This window comes from Deltaproteobacteria bacterium (assembly GCA_016210005.1).
Taxonomy (GTDB): Bacteria; Desulfobacterota; Binatia; order HRBIN30; family JACQVA1; genus JACQVA1.
This window is the reverse complement of record JACQVA010000145.1, coordinates 1-16,010: the sequence shown is the minus strand read 5'-3', so window position 1 is coordinate 16,010 and position 16,010 is coordinate 1. Positions and strand designations below refer to the sequence as shown.

The following is a 16,010-nucleotide window of genomic DNA, read 5'->3' as shown; positions in this document are numbered from 1 at the left end:
CGCGGCCATGACCAAGCGCGATCTCATCGAAGAGGTCGGCCGGCTGTATCCGCAGTTCTCACGCCGCGATGCCGAGCTCATGGTCAACGCCGTCTTCGACAGCATGGCCGAGGCGATGCAGCGGGGTGACCGCATCGAGATCCGTGGCTTTGGCAGCTTCGTGGTCAAGTCGCGCCAAGCCCGCCTGGGGCGTAACCCCAAGACCGGCAACCTCGTCGACGTAGCGGCCAAGCGCGTGCCCTTCTTCAAAGTCGGCAAGGAACTCAAACAGCGCGTCGACCACCAAGCATCCGCCGGGCCGGCGGCCGGCTGAGTCGGCCATGCAGACGCTCTGGGCCCCGTGGCGCATGGCGTACGTGGCCGGACCGAAAACCGCCGGGTGCATCTTCTGCACCCTCCCCGACGAACCCGACCCGCGCGAGGCCTTGGTGCTGGCTACCACGCCCGCGGCCGTGATCATGCTCAACCGCTTCCCCTACACTAGCGGTCACGTGATGGTGGCGCCGCGCGCTCACTGCGCCGATCTCAACGCGCTTAGCGTTACCCAGTACGGCGAGCTGATGGAGACCCTGCGCCGGGCCGTGCGCATCCTCGAACAGGTCCTGCAACCCGAGGGCATGAATCTCGGCATGAACCTCGGCCGCGCCGCCGGCGCCGGTGTGGCTGATCACCTGCACTGGCACCTGGTGCCCCGCTGGGTTGGCGACACCAACTTCATGCCCATGATTGCCGAGGTGCGGGTCATGCCCGAGCACCTGCTGGCAGCGTACGACAAGCTGCAGCCTCACTTCGCAGCGCTCGCCCAGCCGAGTGCGCGCTAGCCCAACGCACCTACGAACTGCGGCCGCGCTCTGCTCTAGACGTGGCGGATGAACTCCATCGTCGAGCGGCCGCTGAAGCAGATCTCTTCGCCGGCAATGCACCCGCGCACCTGACTGTGCGCGGACACCTCGTTGAAGATGGTCACGCCGAGGTTGGTGTCGTTCGGAATCAGCACCTGCGCCACCGCCTGCGGCGTGCTGGCGCACTCGATCCAATCGCGCCAAGTGCGGCCGCGCACGGCGAAGCGCGCCGGGATATCGGCAGCCGACTCGGGCGCGAGCAGCGCCATCACCCGCGGTATCTTGAAGAGCGGCTCGGAGCGCAGGTGCGCCAGGGCAGTGTCGAAGACAACGTCCCGCTCGCGGAAGACCTCGATCAAGTGCTTACCTCGCCACACCAGGATGTCCTGTGCCAGGGCCGTACCGCGCACGCGATCGGATAGACGCAAGAAGGTCAGGCTCCAAGGCACCGCTGAGTCGTCCGGCAGCACGAAGCTCCACTCCCACGAGATGTCGTGCCCCCACAGGAAATGGCCCCAGTTGTGGTCGTGGTACGCGGGCTCGTCGTGCAGCTCGTGGGTGCGCCCGTTGACCGTCACGGTGCCGCTGGCGCGCAGTCGTGGCACTACCGTCCAGTGCAGCGGCGGCCCATCGAGCATCGCAATGCTGGGGATGTGGGCTGGGTAGGTCACCGGCGTCAGTTCGAGATCGAGCACCACCGGTCGCTGGCGCAAGGCCACCGACAAGCGAAAGCGGCCGCGGTCAAAGACCAGCCGGTTGCGCGCAAAGGCGAAGTCGATGCCGCCGCCGCGGACCATCACTTCGTTGGCGGCGAAGGTCTCCACGTCACCGTCCCACTCGCCGTCGTTGACGATGAGCACGATGCGCGGAAGCTCAGAGCCGGGTGCCGCAACGCCGCGCGTGTCATCGCAGAGGCTGAAGTTGACCAGCAGGTCCATCCCGGATGCCAGAATCACGAAGTGCTGCCACTCCTTGTGACCACCCCGCCCACCGATGGCCAGCGGCGAGCGGCGCGTATAATCGGTGGCGGCGATGGCAGCCGCTATGGCTGACGCCGCCGGCTGCACGCAGCGGTCTGCGGACACTCCGCCTCCGCTGAGCGCGATACTACGCAAGCAGTCTCCGCAAGCGAGGACGTCGCGCGCGCGTTGCCCGCGGCGCCGGGGCCGGCTCTCGGCTCGCCCGCTCGGCGTGCAGCAGGAGCTGCTGCGAGAACGCCACCAGGCCGAGCACCGCTGCCAGCACCGGGCTTTCTCCTGCGGGTGGCGCCAGTTCCCCCGCAGGCGTACGGACACACGCAGGGTCGGCCGCGCCGGCGGTCTCGAGAGTGCTGTCGGCAATGAGCTCGCCCGCTGAGGGCATGGGCGAACCTTCAACGCGGCTCAGCAACGAGGCCTGCATGGCCACGCCTGCCTCGATTTGCCGGCAGAACGAAATCAGCCCGAGGGCAACCTGCAAGAACATGTTGCGCTCGTCGAAGGCGTTGTGCAGCTCATGAATCGGTGCGGTCATGGCTCAGGACCCGTTGCAGCAGCGCGGTCGTGTCGGGGTGGCACGCCGCCTGAATGATGGCCTCGAGGATCGCCGTCGGGATCGGTGTCTCGGCACCCTCTTCGAGCGTCTTCAGCAGCGAGCCTTCCCAGAGCGCGTGGCCGCGGCGGACCAGTTCCGAATGCGCCAGCGCCGCTTTCCATCGGCCTCCTTCCGGCGTTGCGGCAAAGCGACGTCCTTCAGCCACCAGCGCGGTAAACGCGGCTTGCGCGGCAACCGGGTGCTTCACCAGCAACAACGCTGCATGACGCAGGACGCGGATGACCGGATCGTCCGGCGGGCTCAAGACCAGGCACGGGGCTTCATCCGGCGGCCTCGCCGGCGAGGCGCGGCGCGTGCTGCGGCGTGGTCGGCTCACAGGACCGCGACTTTGATGCGCACGATTCCCGAGGCGCGGCCCTTCGACAGCACGTAGGCTTCGCCCAAGTACTGCTGCCCGCTCTGGAACTGCCCGCTCAGCGGGATTCGCGCCTGTAACGTGACTTGCTCGGCCGGCGCCAGGCGGGCGTTCTCGCCCGGCCGCAGCGGCGCCGGCGGCGGGTCGGCCGCGCGCAAGTACTCGATGGCGGCGTAGAACGGCTCGGCGGATTCGCCCGCATCCCCAATCCGGCGAAACCCCGGGCTGCCGAACGATACGTCGATCGGTTCCCGAAAAGGGTTGGCAACGCGAAATGGCACCGTCGTAACCGCTTCCCCCGGCTTGCCCGAGACCTCGAGGACGATGCGTGGCAGCAGCGGAGCCTCGGCGGTGTGCGCGGCGGTGGCGCCGCGCAGTTGTCCCACGATGCCGTCGAGGTGTTTCGATGTGATCTTCAGCCACTGCTGGTAGCTTTGCAGCGAGAGCCGGGCGAGGTCGAAAACGAGATCGGGGATTGCGGCCGCCGCTGCCGGGGGCGGCGGCGCGGGAGCGGTTGCGCGCTCGCTTGGTGCGGCTCGGCCCTGCTTCCATTCATGAAACAACCGCAGCTGCAGCGCGGCGGTATCGAGCATCGCCTCGCGGGCCTCGTTGAGAAGATCGGCGTGGTCCGGCATGGTCGCCCCCTGTCAGTTGTCGTCCTCGGCGGCTGCATCTCAGGCGCAGTCGTCGTATCACGCCGGGCGCATACTCGATGCCGCCGCAGCGGTCAATGAGCGCGACCAGCCCGCGCGCTCACAGGCGCACCGGCACGCCGCGCTCGGCCAAGTATTCCTTGCACTGGCGGATGGTGTACTCGCGGTAGTGGAAGATGGAGGCGGCCAGGGCCGCGGTTGCGCCGCCGGCGCTCAAGCCTTCGTAGATGTGTGCGAGCGTGCCGACGCCGCCCGAGGCGATCACCGGCACGCGCACGGCGCCGGCTATTGCTCGCGTCAGGGCGATGTCGTAGCCGGCCTTGGTTCCGTCCCGATCCATGCTGGTCAACAGAATCTCACCGGCGCCGTACGCTTCCATCCGCTGTGCCCACTCGATGGCGTCGAGACCGGCGGGGTTGCGCCCGCCGTGGGTGAACACCTGCCAGCGCTCCGGCGCACTGCTGACCTGCTTGGCATCGATCGCCACGACGATGCACTGGCTGCCGAACTTCTCGGCGGCGGCGCGCACGAAGTCGGGAGCTTGCACCGCAGCGGTATTGATGGAGACCTTGTCGGCGCCGGCGTTGAGCAGGTCGCGCACGTCTTGCAGTTCGCGCACACCGCCGCCGACGGTCAGCGGCATGAAGACCGTCTCGGCGGTGCGGGCGACCACCTCGAGAATGATCTTGCGCTGTTCGTGCGAGGCGGTGATGTCGAGGAAGCACAGCTCGTCGGCACCCTCGCTGTCGTAACGCTGGGCGATCTCGACCGGGTCGCCGGCATCGCGCAGGCCGACGAAGTTGACGCCTTTGACGACGCGGCCAGCTTTGACGTCGAGGCAAGGGATGATGCGTTTGGCCAGCATAAGCGGATTGACCTTAGCGCGAAATCACACCGCTGCGCTTCACGGATGGCTGGCGCGATCGCCGCGCGCCAGCGCGATGGCTGCCGGCAGTTGCACCGCGCCGGTGTAGAGCGCCCGGCCGACGATTACCGCGTCGACGCCCGCGGCCGCGCACGGCAGCAAGGCGCTGATGTCGGCCAGCGAGCCGACCCCGCCCGAGGCGATCACGGGTATGGAAATGGCCTCGGCCACGGCGCGCGTGGCCTCGACGTTGACCCCCTGCTGTGTGCCGTCGCGGCTGATGTCGGTGTAGATCACGCGCGCCGCGCCCAATTGCTCGACCCGGCGGGCGAGGTCGATGGCGGTGATGTTGCTGGTCTGCGTCCAGCCCTGCACCGCCACCTTGCCGTCGCGGGCGTCGATGCCGACGGCGACGCGGCCGGGAAAACTCCGGCAGGCGGCCGCGACAACTTGCGGGTCCGCCAATGCCGCGGTTCCAAAGATCACCCGGTCTGCTCCGAGCGCCAACAACTCGGCGGCGCGTTCGAGAGTGCGCACGCCGCCGCCGACCTCGAGCGGAATCGGCAGCGCCCGACACAAGGCGCCGATGGCGGCTCCGTTCACCGGTCGACCCGAAACCGCGCCGTCGAGGTCGACCACGTGCAAGTATTCCGCCCCTTCGTCGACCCAGCGCCGGCCCATGGCGAGCGGGTCATCGCCGTAAACGGTCTCGTCATTCATTTCGCCGCGCAGCAGGCGCACGCAACGGCCGCCTTTGAGGTCGATGGCAGGAATGACGAGCATGGGCTAGCGCCCCGCCACCACAGCGGCGAAGTTGCGCAAGATCGCCAAGCCGACATCCTGGCTCTTCTCCGGGTGATACTGGCAGGCGAACACGTTGTCGCGGGCGATGGCCGAGGCGAACGGCAAGCCGTATTCGGTGGTGGTGGCCGCCAGCGCCGGATCGGCCGGCACCACGTAGTAGGAGTGCACGAAGTAGACGAACGCCCCGTCGGGAATGCCGGCCAGGTGCGGCAGCGCTTGGGTCTTACGGATCTGATTCCAACCCATGTGCGGGATCTTGAGGTTGGGATCGGTGAAGCGCACGACCCGGCCGCGGAAGATGCCGAGGCCGGGCACCGGGCCGAACTCCTCGCTCTCGTCGAAGAGCAGCTGCATGCCGAGGCAGATACCGAGAAACGGCGTGTGCTGTGCAATCACTCGGGTGATCGGCTCGACCAGGTTGAAGGCCCGCAAGTTGTCCATGCACGCGCCGAAGGCGCCCACGCCCGGCAGTACCACGCCGGCGGCGGCGGCGATGCGCGCCGGCTCACGTGTGATGGCGGCAGTGGCCCCCACCCGCGCCAGCGCCTTTTGCACGCTGCGCAGGTTCCCCATGCCGTAGTCGATGATGGCGATCTCCGACATATGGCTGGCCGCACCGCCGGGCTAGAGCGAGCCCTTGGTCGAGAGCACGCCGCGCAACCGCGGATCACGCTGCGTGGCGATATCGAGCGCTCGCGCCAGGGCCTTGAAGCCGGCTTCGATGATGTGGTGCGGGTTGCGGCCCTGAGCCATGGTGAGGTGCAAGTTCATCGCCGCTTGGTTGGTGAACGCGAGCAGGAAGTCGTGCACCAACTCGGTGTCGAAGTCGCCGACGCGCGCCTGTCTGATCTTGAGGTTGTAAGCCAGGTACGGGCGCCCGCTGAGGTCGACCACGGCGCTCACCAGTGCCTCATCGAGCGGGCAGGCAGCTTCGCCAAAGCGGCGGATGCCGGCCTTGTTGCCCAAGGCGGTGCGCAGGGCCTCGCCCAGCGCCAGCCCGATGTCTTCGACCGTGTGGTGCTGATCGACGGCGAGATCACCGCGGGCGCGTACCGTCAGGTCGAAGAAGCCGTGGCGGGCGAAGATCTCCAGCATGTGATCCATGAACGGCACGCCGGTTTCCACCTCCGTGCGCCCGGCGCCGTCGAGCGTGAGCGCGACGGTGATTTCGGTCTCCTTGGTGACGCGGCTGACACGGGCGGAGCGGGTCATCTTAGCTTTGGGCTTGCGCCCGGATGCAACGGCCATCAGCGACCTCCCTTGAGGCGCACGCGTACGGCAGCGGCGTGCGCCTGGTAGCCTTCCAACTCGGCGAGTGTGGTGATTGCCGGGGCGAGCGTGCGCAGCGCGCGCGGGCTGGCGCGCACCACGCTGGTGCGCTTGACGAAGTCGTAAACGCCCAGCGGCGAGGAGAAGCGCGCCGTGCCGCCGGTGGGCAACACGTGATTGGGTCCGGCGGCGTAGTCTCCCAGCGGAGCGCAGGAGTGCGGGCCGACGAAGATCGCCCCAGCGTTGCGTATGCTGTTCGGCCAGCGGCCGGCGTCGGCCACCAATAATTCGAGGTGCTCCGGCGCAATCTGCTCGGCGAGTCCGACCGCCTCGATCATGCCGCGCACCACCACCAGAGCCCCGCGCCGGCGCAGCACGCGGGCGATCGCGGCACGCCGCGGCAAGCTCTGCAGCTGTACGGCGATGGCCGCCCGCACCGCTTCCGCAACCGCCCGCGACGGTGTCAGCAACACGGCGCACTCCTCGCCACTGCCGTGCTCGGCCTGCGCCAGCAGGTCGGCGGCGGCGTAACTCGGCGGCACGCTACCGTCGGTAATGACCACGATTTCGCTGGGGCCGGCGATCTTGTCGATGTCGACGTGGCCGTAGACCTGGCGTTTGGCGGCTTGCACCCAAGCGTTGCCGGGCCCGACGATCTTGTCGACCGCGGGCACTCTCTCGGTGCCGTACGCCAGCGCGGCCACCGCCTGCGCGCCGCCGACGCGAAACATCGCGCTCACCCCGACGATGTCCGCCGCCGCCAGCACCGCGGGGCTGTACCCCGCCGCCGTCACCGGCGACACCATGATCACTTCGTTCACGCCCGCCACCAGCGCCGGGATGGCGTTCATCAATACCGACGATGGATACGAACCGTGACCGCCCGGGACGTACACCCCGACGCGCCGCAGCGGTATGACCCGCTGGCCCAAGGTCAAGCCGGCGCGGTCGCGATAGCGCCACGAGCGCTGTACTTGGCGGCGATGAAAGGCTTCGATCCGGCGGGCGGCGAGCTTGAGTGCGCGCAACTCGGCCGGCCGCAGCGACCGCGTCGCCGCCGTCATCTCGTCGGGGTCGACCTCCAGCTCCTCGGGTGAGAGGCGAACGCCGTCGTAGCGGCGGGTGTATTCGATCAGCGCGCGATCGCCGCGCCGCCTGACGTCTGCGACTATGCGGCGGGCCTGTTCCTCCACCGCCGGGCTGGCAACGGCGCTGCGCTGGCGAATCACCGCAAAGCGCCGCTCGAAGTCCGGCTCGGCCGTGCTCAGTATGGGTATGAGTTCGGCCATCGCCTAGCCCTCGCCTCCCCTCTCGCCCGTTGGCGGGCGGCGGTTGCCGGCCACCAGCACGCGCGCAATGCCGGCGTAGTCGTCGCGCAGCTCGACATGAGCAAAGCCAGCTGCCCGTGCCAACCCGCTTACCTCGCTGGCCTGGCCGCAGCCGATCTCAACCAGCAGCCAGCCAGTGGGCGCCAACAACGCTGGGGCCTGGTTGATCAGCCGGCGGATTACTGCCAGGCCGTCGTTCGCAGCGAACAGTGCCGCCGCCGGCTCGTAACTCAACTCCGGCTGCAGCGAGCCCATCTGCGCCTCGGCCACGTAGGGCGGGTTGGAGCAAATCAGATCGAACGGCGCCGCCGCCGCGATCGGGGCCAGTAGATCGCCTCGAGCAAACTGGATGTGATCCGCAACACCGAGCCTCACGGCGTTGCGCCGTGCGATTACTAAGGCCGCCGCGCTGGCATCCGTAGCCCAAACGGCGGCGCCGGGCAGTTCATGGGCTAGGGCGATGGCGATGCAGCCCGAGCCGGTGCCGGCGTCGGCCACTCGCACTGCCGTAGCGCTGGCGGCCGCAGAGCCGGCTTGCCCCGCCTCGGCAATTCGAGCACTGACCAGCGATAGCGCGGTCTCCACCACTCGCTCGGTCTCGGGGCGCGGGATCAGCACCGCGGGTGTGACCTCGAAGTCGAGCGACCAGAATTCCTGTCGGCCGATGACGTAGGCCAGCGGTTCGCGACGGACGCGGCGCACCAAGCCGGCCTCGAATGCGCTCAGCGCGCTGTCCGATAGCGGCGCGCCGTCAAGCGCCATTAAGCGCGTGCGGGTCATCCCGCTTGCGTGCGCCAGCAACACCTCGGCATCGAGCCGGGCGGTATCAATACCGGCCCGGCGCAGCCTGGCGGTGGCGCGCTGCAGCACTGCGCCGGCGCTGGCCGGCATCTGTTCGGTTGCGACCGTCATGCGTTCTTCAGCGCCTCGGCCTGGTAGTGCGTGATCAGCGCATCGATGAGCGGGGCCAGCTCGCCGTCCATGATCCGGTCGATCTGGTGGAGGGTGAGGTTGAGGCGGTGATCGGTGACGCGCCCCTGCGGGAAGTTGTAGGTGCGAATGCGCTCCGAGCGCTCGCCGGTGCCGACCATGCTGCGCCGGTTGGCGGCTTCCTTCTCCTGCTGCGCCTGCTGCGCGCGTTCGAGCAAGCGGGCGCGGAGGATCTTGATCGCCTTGGCCTTGTTCTTGTGCTGTGACTTCTCATCCTGGCAGGCCACCACCAAGCCGCTCGGCAAGTGGGTCACGCGCACTGCCGAGTCGGTGGTGTTGACGCTCTGCCCGCCCGGACCGGAGGAGCGGAACACGTCGATGCGCAACTCCTTGGCCTCGTCGATTTGCACGTCGACCTCGTCGGCTTCCGGCAGCACCGCCACCGTGGCGGTCGAGGTGTGAATGCGGCCGGACGCTTCCGTCACCGGCACCCGCTGCACCCGGTGCACGCCGCCCTCGAACTTGAGCTGGCTGTACGCCCCGCGCCCTTCGAGTAAGGTGATGATTTCCTTGTAGCCGCCCAGCCCGGTGGGGTTGGCGCTCATCACCTCGACGCGCCAGCCGCGCCCTTCTGCGAAGCGGCTGTACATGCGAAAGAGCGCGGCGGCGAACAGGCTGGCCTCTTCCCCGCCGGGCCCCGCCCGGATTTCGAGCAGGACGTTCTTTTCGTCATTGGGGTCTTGCGGCAACAGCAGCACCCGCAGCCGCGCTTGCAAGCCATCGAGGCGCTCGCGCAGAGCCGGCAGCTCGGCCTTGGCCAGCTCGCGGATGTCAGGGTCGTCTTCGTCCAGCAGGGCCCGGTGCCCCTCGATCTCTTCGCCGGCTTTGCGCCACTCGCGGTAGCAGGAGACGATCGGTTCGAGATCCGCACGTTCCTTGCCCAGCCGCGCGTATTCCCTGCGGTTGGCGATGACCTCCGGGTCGACGAGCCTGCGCTCCAACTCGACGTAGCGCCGCTCTACATCTTCGAGTTTCTGCAACATGGGTCGGGTTACTCGCCAAAAAAAAGGGCGCAGGGGCCTGGCCCCTCGCCCTTATCCTGCCGCCAGAGTTCGAGGGCGACCGCCCCCGTGCCGCTACTGGGCTTCGGCTGGCTTGGTGATACCGTACTTGCGACGGAACTTCTCGACGCGGCCCGCCGTATCGAGCAGCTTCTGCTGGCCGGTGAAGAACGGGTGGCAGCTGGAGCAGATCTCAACATGGATCTCCGGCAGCGTGGACTGCGTCGCGATGACATGGCCGCACGAACAAATGATGCGGGCGGGACCGTACTTGGGATGAATACCCTCTTTCATAACGATGCTCGCATAGCATCCACACCCCCGGGCTGCAAGGGCAGCGACAGGGTAGACAGGACGGCGTCAGATGCAACGGCCGGCATGCGCTCCTGACTTGGGGGCGTTGTCGCTTGTCCGGATCGGCCGGATTACCCCTGCGACCGCGCCGTTCTGCGAGAGTTGCGCGCGCAGTAGTTCGAGTCGCCCCGCCAGCTCTCTTACTGCCGCGGCGGTGCGGCGAACTTCTGGAGGCGGTGGTTCATGGTGTCGGAAACGTACACCATTCCTTGCGCGTCGACGGCGACGCCGATCGGGCGGTTGAAGTCGCCGCTACCGGAGCCGCTCTTGCCCCACACCGCGGTGAGTTGCTTGTTGGTGTAACGGGCGACGCGCTGGTTGTTGGAATCGGTGGCATAGAGATCGTCGCCGCCGACCGCAATGTAAGGCTCGGTGTAGAACTCCTCCCAGCCGAAAACCGGAAACTCTTCCTTGAAAGCCCCGCCGGCGTCGAACACCTGCACCCGGTGGTTGCCGGTATCGGCGACGAAGACATTGCCGCCGGCGGCCACGGCGATGCCGACGGGCTCGATGAACTCACCGGGCTTCGAGCCGTCCTTACCCCACACCGCCTTCTGTTTGCCGTCGGCCGTGTAGGCGAGCACGCGCTTGTTGCCGGTGTCGGTTACGTACACGCTGCCGTCCGGCCCGACTGCGATCCCGCGCGGCCCCCAGAGCCCCGGGTTATCTTCTTTCCATTCCAGCAGGAAGCGGCCGTCGCCGTCGAACTTCTGGACGCGGTGATTCCAGGTGTCTGCTACATACACCGAGCCGTCCGGCCCGGTGGCAATGCCGCAGGGGTCTTTGAACTGGCCGGGCTCGGCGCCTTCTTGGCCCCAACTGCGCACGGCGCTGCCGTCGGGGGCCAACTTCTGCACGCGATTGTTCTTGCTGTCGATGACGAACAGGTTGCCATTGCGGTCCAGCGCCAGGCCGCGTGGCTCATTGAACTCGCCGGCGCCGTTGCCCTGTCTGCCCCAGATGGCGGCGGCGCTCAGCAGTTGCGGCTGCTGTGAGTAGCCCCGGGCCGCGGGCGGGGGGTTGACCGGGATGGCGGCGAAGCTCATCCCCGGCACGATGTCCTTGGCGACGTACATCACCGCGTCGCTGCTGCCGGTCGGGCTCCAGACTTCGCGGGTGAACAGCCAGCGCATGAACTTCGGCAAGTTGGCCTGCGCCCAATTTGGCTCCCACCAGCCGCGGATCTGGAAGGGAATCTTCTCGTACTTGTCGCCCAGCGGCTGATCGAGTGAGTTGGTGATGTCCTTGTTGACCACGACCACCGGGGTATCGACGTTGCGGACGTCGGCGGCCCAATTCACCGGGTAGTGGCGCAGGTACCAGCTCAGCGGCCAGGTGGCGTCGCCGGACACCGCCAGCCGTGTTTGCTTGCCGGTGCCGAGGGTCATGCCGACGTCTTCGACCCGCTTCATGAGCTTGGCGACGTCGTAGGTCGACTGCACGTAGGCCAGCAGCTCGGCGTGCTGCCGTTCCTTGGGCTCATCGGCGTAGCGTGGCGCGTCGTAGAGGTAGTTGGATGCAATCAGAATCCAAATCGTCAGTGCGCCGACCGCCGCCAGCGGCAGCGCGGTGGCCGGCCGTTTCCAGGCCCCGCTCTCGAGCAGCTGGCGGAACCAGATCGCGGCGACGATGGCCAGCGGCATCACCTGCGGCACCAGCAGCCACGGTACCTTCTCCTGGGCCCAGCCGTAGAAGCACAGGCAGCCGAGTGACCACAGGATCATGTAGCGCGTGAACCGATCCGGCAACCACACCCGCGCCACCCCGATCTGCGCCACCCCGAGCAACCCTACCGCCACAATCGCCGCGAGCCACGAGCCGCGGTACAGCAACACGACGAAGGCCACCAAACCTGCCAAGCCCGCGTAGCGCATTACTCGCAGCACCGGGTCGGGCTTGGCGCCGGCCGGTGTCGGTTGGAAAAACGGCGCCAGCATGAGCATGGCTGCGGGGAAGAAGATCAGTGGATCGTACAGCGTCAGCTGCGGCATGTAGTACCACCACGGCCCGCCGATGCGCTTGATCGAGTGCTGGCCCCACCAGTACGTCAACGCGCGGGTGACGCCGTTCCAGTTCTTCGGGTGCGAGAACAGCGAGGTGTAGAGCGTCAACCAAATTGCCGCAAAGATGATGACCGTGGTCAGCAGCGGCAGCAACGCGCGCCGCAGCAGCGCGCTGCCCTCCTGCCACACTTCGCCGAGCGTGCGGCTGCCGTGCACCACCTCCCACACCAGCATCAGCACGGCGGCAAAGATCATCACCGGTCCGACCACGTACATGTCTTCTTTGGTGCAGAAGGCCAGCGCCAGCCCGGCGCCGCTGAGGTAGAGATGGCGCGCCACCAGGGTCTCGGCGTAGCGGAAGGCGAAGTAGACCGCCATCAGGTTGCACAGCGCGAGATAGATGTCGTGGCGCACGAAGCGGGTGAAATAGGTGAACGAGGGCGAGAAGCTGGCCAACACCAGAAAAGCCAGCGCCGCGGTCCGGCCCAGGTAGCGCCGCAACGGCCAGGCGAAGCCGAGAATGCCGAGCCCGAACAGGACCGCACTTAGGCGGCCGGTGAAGTCATTGTCCCCCAGCAGCCACATCACCAGCGCCGTCGAGTAATAGAGCACCGGGCCGTGATAGACCGGGTCGTACTGGTAGTCGCCGACGCCTTGCTGCATGATCTTCCACGAGAAGAAGGCGTGGATGGATTCGTCGTGGTGGTAGGGACGCACCCCGAGGATGTATAGCCGCAGCAAGGTGGCAAGTACGAGGATGCCTATGTACAGGCACTGCTCGGCCGTCAGCCGGCCAACGAGTTTGCGATCAAGGGCAGTCTCTGTCATAGAATTCGCCAGTGCCGCGTTTACGCGGAGGTTTCTCGTAAAGGCGATGGTCTCTATCTGGCGTCCCAAAGGTTGTCAACCGAACGTCCCCGCACCCGCCCGCCGCTGCCCAACGGGGCCTTGGCGTTGACGATCGTTCGAGCGCAGTCAGGGTCCAACCGAAGTTCGAGTGCGGCCATGCGAGCAGGCGGCGGGTGGTGGGGTGAGTTGCCGGCAGGTTCCGGGCTACGGCGGAGGACGCCACCGGCATGAGGCGGACGGCCAAAGTTGCTTTGTTGGCGATCGTGGTGCTGGCCGGTGTGCTGCGGGTTTACAACCTGCGCGACCTGCCGGCGGGGTTGTACTGCGACGAAGCCGGGCTAGGCTACAACGCCTACTCGCTGTGGCAGACCGGCCGCGACGAAAACGGGACGCGCTTCCCCCTGTTCGTGTGGTCGTTCGGCGTTAGCTACAAGAACCCCGTTTACATCTATAGCGCGATTGTGCCGATCGCGTTGCTCGGGCTCGATGAGTTCAGCCTGCGCCTGACCTCGGTGGCCTTCGGCTTGGGCACCATCGTCGCGGTGTTCTTCTTGTGCCGGGCATTGTTTTCGGTCGGCGTGGGTCTGCTGGCGGCATTGCTGCTCGCCCTCTGCCCGTGGCACCTGCACTTCAGCCGCATCGCCTTCGAGCTGATCTCGTTCCCGTTTCTATTCACGATCGGCGCCACCTTGCTGGTGCGCTACACCCAAGGGCGGCGCACCCTGCCGGCGGCGTTCTTCTTCTTTGCTGCCTGCCCGTATACCTACGCCATCTCCAACTTGTTCGTGCCGCTGTTCGTCGTCGGCTTCGGCCTGCTCTATCTCAAGGACCTGCTGTGGCAACGCTGGCGGCAGACGTTGCTGGCACTGGTGGTGATGCTGGCGACGGTGGCCCCGCTCATCCAGTTCAACCTGGCGCACCGGGCGCAAACCCAGCAGTACTTCCGCAACACCACCTTTCTGGAGCCGGACATGACGGCTCAGGAAGCGGGCAACCGCTTCGTCGCCAACTACCGCCAGTTCTTCTCGAATCGCTTTCTCTTCACCGAGGGTGACGAAATCGTCCGCCATGCGGTGCGCGGGCACGGGGAGCTGTACCCGGCCTTTCTGCCGCTGCTGTTGCTCGGCGGTGCGGTGGCGCTGCTGCGACGCGACCGTGCTTCGAAGCTGATCCTGCTGTGGCTGGTGCTCTATCCATGCGGGGCCAGCTTGATGACCGAGATCCCCAGCGCCTCGCGCGGATTCATCGGCGTGGTGCCGTTGTGCATCCTGGCCGCGCTCGGCGCGGGCAGTGTGCTGTGGGCGATCGCCTGGGCCATCCGCTACCGGCCGGTGGCGCTGGCGCTCCAAGGGGCGGCGTTGGCCGCGGGCGCTTACGTGTTGATTCCCCAGGTGCAGCGCTATCTCCATCTCTATTTCAACGAGTACGTGCGCTACTCGGCCCCGACTTACGGCGGCTTCCAGTACGGCTACCGTGACATGATCCGGTACATGGAAAGCGAGCGCGGCAACTATGCCCAGCTGCTGATGACCGCCACCGAAGTGAATCAGCCGCAAGTCTTCGCCCTCTTCTATCGCCCGCTCGACCCCAGCCAACATCACCGCGGTACCGATCTGGGGTACACCATACTCGATCCGGCCGAGGTCGCGCGGTACTCGCTGGACCGGCCCGTGCTCTACGCGGTGCGCGAACCGGAGCTGCGCTACTTCAGCGACTACACGGTGAAGAAGCGCATCGTGGCACCCGGTGGGCAAACCGAATTCGTCATCGCTGAGGTGCGCGGGCGCAAGACCTTCTTGACCCGCTGGCTCAGCCTCGGCCTGTTCGACAACGCCGGCCAGAGCGGCATCCGCCGCGATGACATAACCCCAGCCGACGTGCACAAGGGCCGCTTTGCCGGCAAGTACGGCGACGTCTACTGGCGGCAGATTCAGCAAACCTACCTGCGCGTCGATCTCAACCAGTTCTACTCCCGCAACGATCGCGACCACCTCGGCAACCCGGAATATGCGTGCGCCTACAACTACACCACCGTCCACTCGCCGCAGGCGCAACCGGCCTTCTTGGAGCTGATGGGCTCCGACGACTTCATGCGCATTTGGCTCAACGGCCGCCTGCTCACCAGCGAGCCGTTGCTGCTGAGCGAGCGGCTCAAGCGGCGCCCGGTCGAGCTGCAAGCCGGCGACAACGGGCTGCTGCTGCAAAGCTGCGAGACCGCCGGTGAGTGGGTGTTCGTGGCCCGCCTCACCGACGCCGCCGGGCATGATTTGCCGGGCGTTGACGGGCGCGCGGAGTTTCCGCCGGCGGCCGCGCCGGTGGCCCCGGCCAAGGAAGAGCGCGTGGACCTGCAAGTGGTCGAGGGGTTCGACGAAATCGTGCGTTTCCCCGAGGCCCACGCCACCTACACGGACTATCGCGGCGACAGCGGCGAAGGCTGGCGTGAGTATTTCCGCGACGAAGACGGCGAGCTGGTGTGGCGCACGGCCCCGTGTCCGGCGCGTAAGACCACCGTGCTGGTCTTCACCGCCTCGCTGGGCGAGCCCGCCGGCACCGCCGATCTGTACGTCAACGGCGATTACGCGCTCAGCTTCGACACCGATGACCGGCCGGGGACGCACGTAGCCGAGCGCGGCGGTTACCGCTTGGTGTTCGTCTCCAAGCAGATCATCCACGGCAACTCCGGCGTGATTTATCTGACCGTGCCGGCGGCGGCGATCCGGCCGGGTGAGCCGTTGGAACTACGGGTGGCGCACTCGAGCGGCTATCCGGAGTCGTGGTTCCTCGTCAAAGGCCGGCGCGACACTGCGGCCTTCGAAAAAGTCACCCCGGCGCGGGCCGCCGCCGTCGGGCGTCAGGAGTGGCAAGAAGAGCCGGAACCCAACGGCTGAGTCCACAACTTGTGACCCGTGGACGGATCTTGCCTGCGACCCCACCTCGCCCCGGACCCGGCAGCGCCGGAAGTGCGGGCGGCCCGCCCGCATCGTTCCGGCAAACCTGCGCGCCTTGGGGCTGATTGTCGCTCCGACTAGGGTGTGCGACAAGTCTGTGGGTAACGTGCAGCCGACCGGGCAAATCCTCACCAGTCTGACAGTACTGTGTACTGT

At 67.1% G+C, this 16,010-nt stretch carries 16 protein-coding genes; 3 read left to right on the top strand and 13 right to left on the bottom strand.

Features of this window, described 5'->3' with window-relative positions; translation table 11 throughout:
- The first annotated feature begins 7 nt into the window (after positions 1-7).
- Both HY699_13905 and HY699_13900 read left to right on the top strand, forming a co-directional pair.
- Positions 8-313 carry an integration host factor subunit beta gene (locus HY699_13905; GenBank protein ID MBI4516900.1) on the top strand — a complete coding sequence of 102 codons (306 nt, stop codon included), beginning with the start codon at positions 8-10 and terminating at the stop codon, positions 311-313.
- 7 nt (positions 314-320) lie between these two features.
- A complete protein-coding gene (locus HY699_13900) occupies positions 321-821 on the top strand; it encodes an HIT domain-containing protein (GenBank protein ID MBI4516899.1) in 501 nt (166 codons plus the stop codon).
- A gap of 35 nt (positions 822-856) precedes the next feature.
- Here the strand turns inward: HY699_13900 and HY699_13895 are convergent, their stop codons facing one another.
- The 13 genes from HY699_13895 to HY699_13835 all read right to left on the bottom strand — a co-directional run bounded on the left by HY699_13895 (position 857) and on the right by HY699_13835 (position 12,885).
- The gene (locus HY699_13895; GenBank protein ID MBI4516898.1) at positions 857-1,927 is read right to left on the bottom strand and encodes a hypothetical protein; all 1,071 of its coding nucleotides are present in this window, start codon (positions 1,925-1,927) and stop codon (positions 857-859) included.
- Positions 1,928-1,949: 22 nt separating this feature from the next.
- Entirely contained in the window at positions 1,950-2,354 is a 405-nt protein-coding gene (locus HY699_13890; GenBank protein MBI4516897.1) for a hypothetical protein, read from the bottom strand.
- The gene (locus HY699_13885; GenBank protein MBI4516896.1) at positions 2,335-2,679 is read right to left on the bottom strand and encodes a hypothetical protein; all 345 of its coding nucleotides are present in this window, start codon (positions 2,677-2,679) and stop codon (positions 2,335-2,337) included. The genes HY699_13890 and HY699_13885 overlap by 20 nt, the downstream gene beginning before the upstream one ends.
- 68 nt (positions 2,680-2,747) lie before the next feature.
- On the bottom strand, positions 2,748-3,425 hold the full coding sequence (locus HY699_13880; GenBank protein ID MBI4516895.1) for a hypothetical protein: 678 nt from the start codon (positions 3,423-3,425) through the stop codon (positions 2,748-2,750).
- Positions 3,426-3,543: 118 nt separating this feature from the next.
- Complete coding sequence (gene hisF / locus HY699_13875) at positions 3,544-4,308, bottom strand: imidazole glycerol phosphate synthase subunit HisF (protein MBI4516894.1); 765 nt, start codon at positions 4,306-4,308, stop codon at positions 3,544-3,546.
- 39 nt (positions 4,309-4,347) lie between these two features.
- On the bottom strand, positions 4,348-5,091 hold the full coding sequence (gene hisA, locus HY699_13870; protein ID MBI4516893.1) for a 1-(5-phosphoribosyl)-5-[(5-phosphoribosylamino)methylideneamino]imidazole-4-carboxamide isomerase: 744 nt from the start codon (positions 5,089-5,091) through the stop codon (positions 4,348-4,350).
- Between the two features lie 3 nt (positions 5,092-5,094).
- The gene (hisH, locus tag HY699_13865; GenBank protein ID MBI4516892.1) at positions 5,095-5,715 is read right to left on the bottom strand and encodes an imidazole glycerol phosphate synthase subunit HisH; all 621 of its coding nucleotides are present in this window, start codon (positions 5,713-5,715) and stop codon (positions 5,095-5,097) included.
- Between the two features lie 21 nt (positions 5,716-5,736).
- Positions 5,737-6,324 carry an imidazoleglycerol-phosphate dehydratase HisB gene (gene hisB, locus HY699_13860; protein MBI4516891.1) on the bottom strand — a complete coding sequence of 196 codons (588 nt, stop codon included), beginning with the start codon at positions 6,322-6,324 and terminating at the stop codon, positions 5,737-5,739.
- Between the two features lie 35 nt (positions 6,325-6,359).
- Positions 6,360-7,670 carry a histidinol dehydrogenase gene (hisD, locus tag HY699_13855; GenBank protein ID MBI4516890.1) on the bottom strand — a complete coding sequence of 437 codons (1,311 nt, stop codon included), beginning with the start codon at positions 7,668-7,670 and terminating at the stop codon, positions 6,360-6,362.
- A gap of 3 nt (positions 7,671-7,673) precedes the next feature.
- Positions 7,674-8,600: a peptide chain release factor N(5)-glutamine methyltransferase gene (gene prmC / locus HY699_13850; protein ID MBI4516889.1), complete on the bottom strand. Its 927-nt coding sequence runs from the start codon at positions 8,598-8,600 to the stop codon at positions 7,674-7,676.
- Between the two features lie 17 nt (positions 8,601-8,617).
- Positions 8,618-9,682 carry a peptide chain release factor 1 gene (gene prfA, locus HY699_13845; protein MBI4516888.1) on the bottom strand — a complete coding sequence of 355 codons (1,065 nt, stop codon included), beginning with the start codon at positions 9,680-9,682 and terminating at the stop codon, positions 8,618-8,620.
- Between the two features lie 93 nt (positions 9,683-9,775).
- A complete protein-coding gene (rpmE, locus tag HY699_13840) occupies positions 9,776-9,994 on the bottom strand; it encodes a 50S ribosomal protein L31 (protein MBI4516887.1) in 219 nt (72 codons plus the stop codon).
- A 200-nt stretch (positions 9,995-10,194) separates the two neighbouring features.
- The gene (locus HY699_13835; GenBank protein MBI4516886.1) at positions 10,195-12,885 is read right to left on the bottom strand and encodes a TIGR03663 family protein; all 2,691 of its coding nucleotides are present in this window, start codon (positions 12,883-12,885) and stop codon (positions 10,195-10,197) included.
- Between the two features lie 248 nt (positions 12,886-13,133).
- Here HY699_13835 and HY699_13830 point away from each other — a divergent pair, with 248 nt between their 5' ends.
- A complete protein-coding gene (locus HY699_13830; protein ID MBI4516885.1) occupies positions 13,134-15,794 on the top strand; it encodes a hypothetical protein in 2,661 nt (886 codons plus the stop codon).
- Positions 15,795-16,010 lie beyond the last annotated feature (216 nt).

Excerpts from the sequence above, each read along its gene's own strand:
- HY699_13905 (MBI4516900.1), top strand. The coding sequence starts at position 8 with ATGACCAAGCGCGATCTCATCGAAGAGGTCGGCCGGCTGTATCCGCAG.
- HY699_13900 (MBI4516899.1), top strand. The coding sequence starts at position 321 with ATGCAGACGCTCTGGGCCCCGTGGCGCATGGCGTACGTGGCCGGACCG.
- HY699_13890 (MBI4516897.1), bottom strand. The coding sequence starts at position 2,354 with ATGACCGCACCGATTCATGAGCTGCACAACGCCTTCGACGAGCGCAAC.
- HY699_13880 (MBI4516895.1), bottom strand. The coding sequence starts at position 3,425 with ATGCCGGACCACGCCGATCTTCTCAACGAGGCCCGCGAGGCGATGCTC.
- hisF (MBI4516894.1), bottom strand. The coding sequence starts at position 4,308 with ATGCTGGCCAAACGCATCATCCCTTGCCTCGACGTCAAAGCTGGCCGC.
- hisA (MBI4516893.1), bottom strand. The coding sequence starts at position 5,091 with ATGCTCGTCATTCCTGCCATCGACCTCAAAGGCGGCCGTTGCGTGCGC.
- hisH (MBI4516892.1), bottom strand. The coding sequence starts at position 5,715 with ATGTCGGAGATCGCCATCATCGACTACGGCATGGGGAACCTGCGCAGC.
- hisB (MBI4516891.1), bottom strand. The coding sequence starts at position 6,324 with ATGACCCGCTCCGCCCGTGTCAGCCGCGTCACCAAGGAGACCGAAATC.
- hisD (MBI4516890.1), bottom strand. The coding sequence starts at position 7,670 with ATGGCCGAACTCATACCCATACTGAGCACGGCCGAGCCGGACTTCGAG.
- prmC (MBI4516889.1), bottom strand. The coding sequence starts at position 8,600 with ATGCCGGCCAGCGCCGGCGCAGTGCTGCAGCGCGCCACCGCCAGGCTG.
- prfA (MBI4516888.1), bottom strand. The coding sequence starts at position 9,682 with ATGTTGCAGAAACTCGAAGATGTAGAGCGGCGCTACGTCGAGTTGGAG.
- rpmE (MBI4516887.1), bottom strand. The coding sequence starts at position 9,994 with ATGAAAGAGGGTATTCATCCCAAGTACGGTCCCGCCCGCATCATTTGT.
- HY699_13835 (MBI4516886.1), bottom strand. The coding sequence starts at position 12,885 with ATGACAGAGACTGCCCTTGATCGCAAACTCGTTGGCCGGCTGACGGCC.
- HY699_13830 (MBI4516885.1), top strand. The coding sequence starts at position 13,134 with ATGAGGCGGACGGCCAAAGTTGCTTTGTTGGCGATCGTGGTGCTGGCC.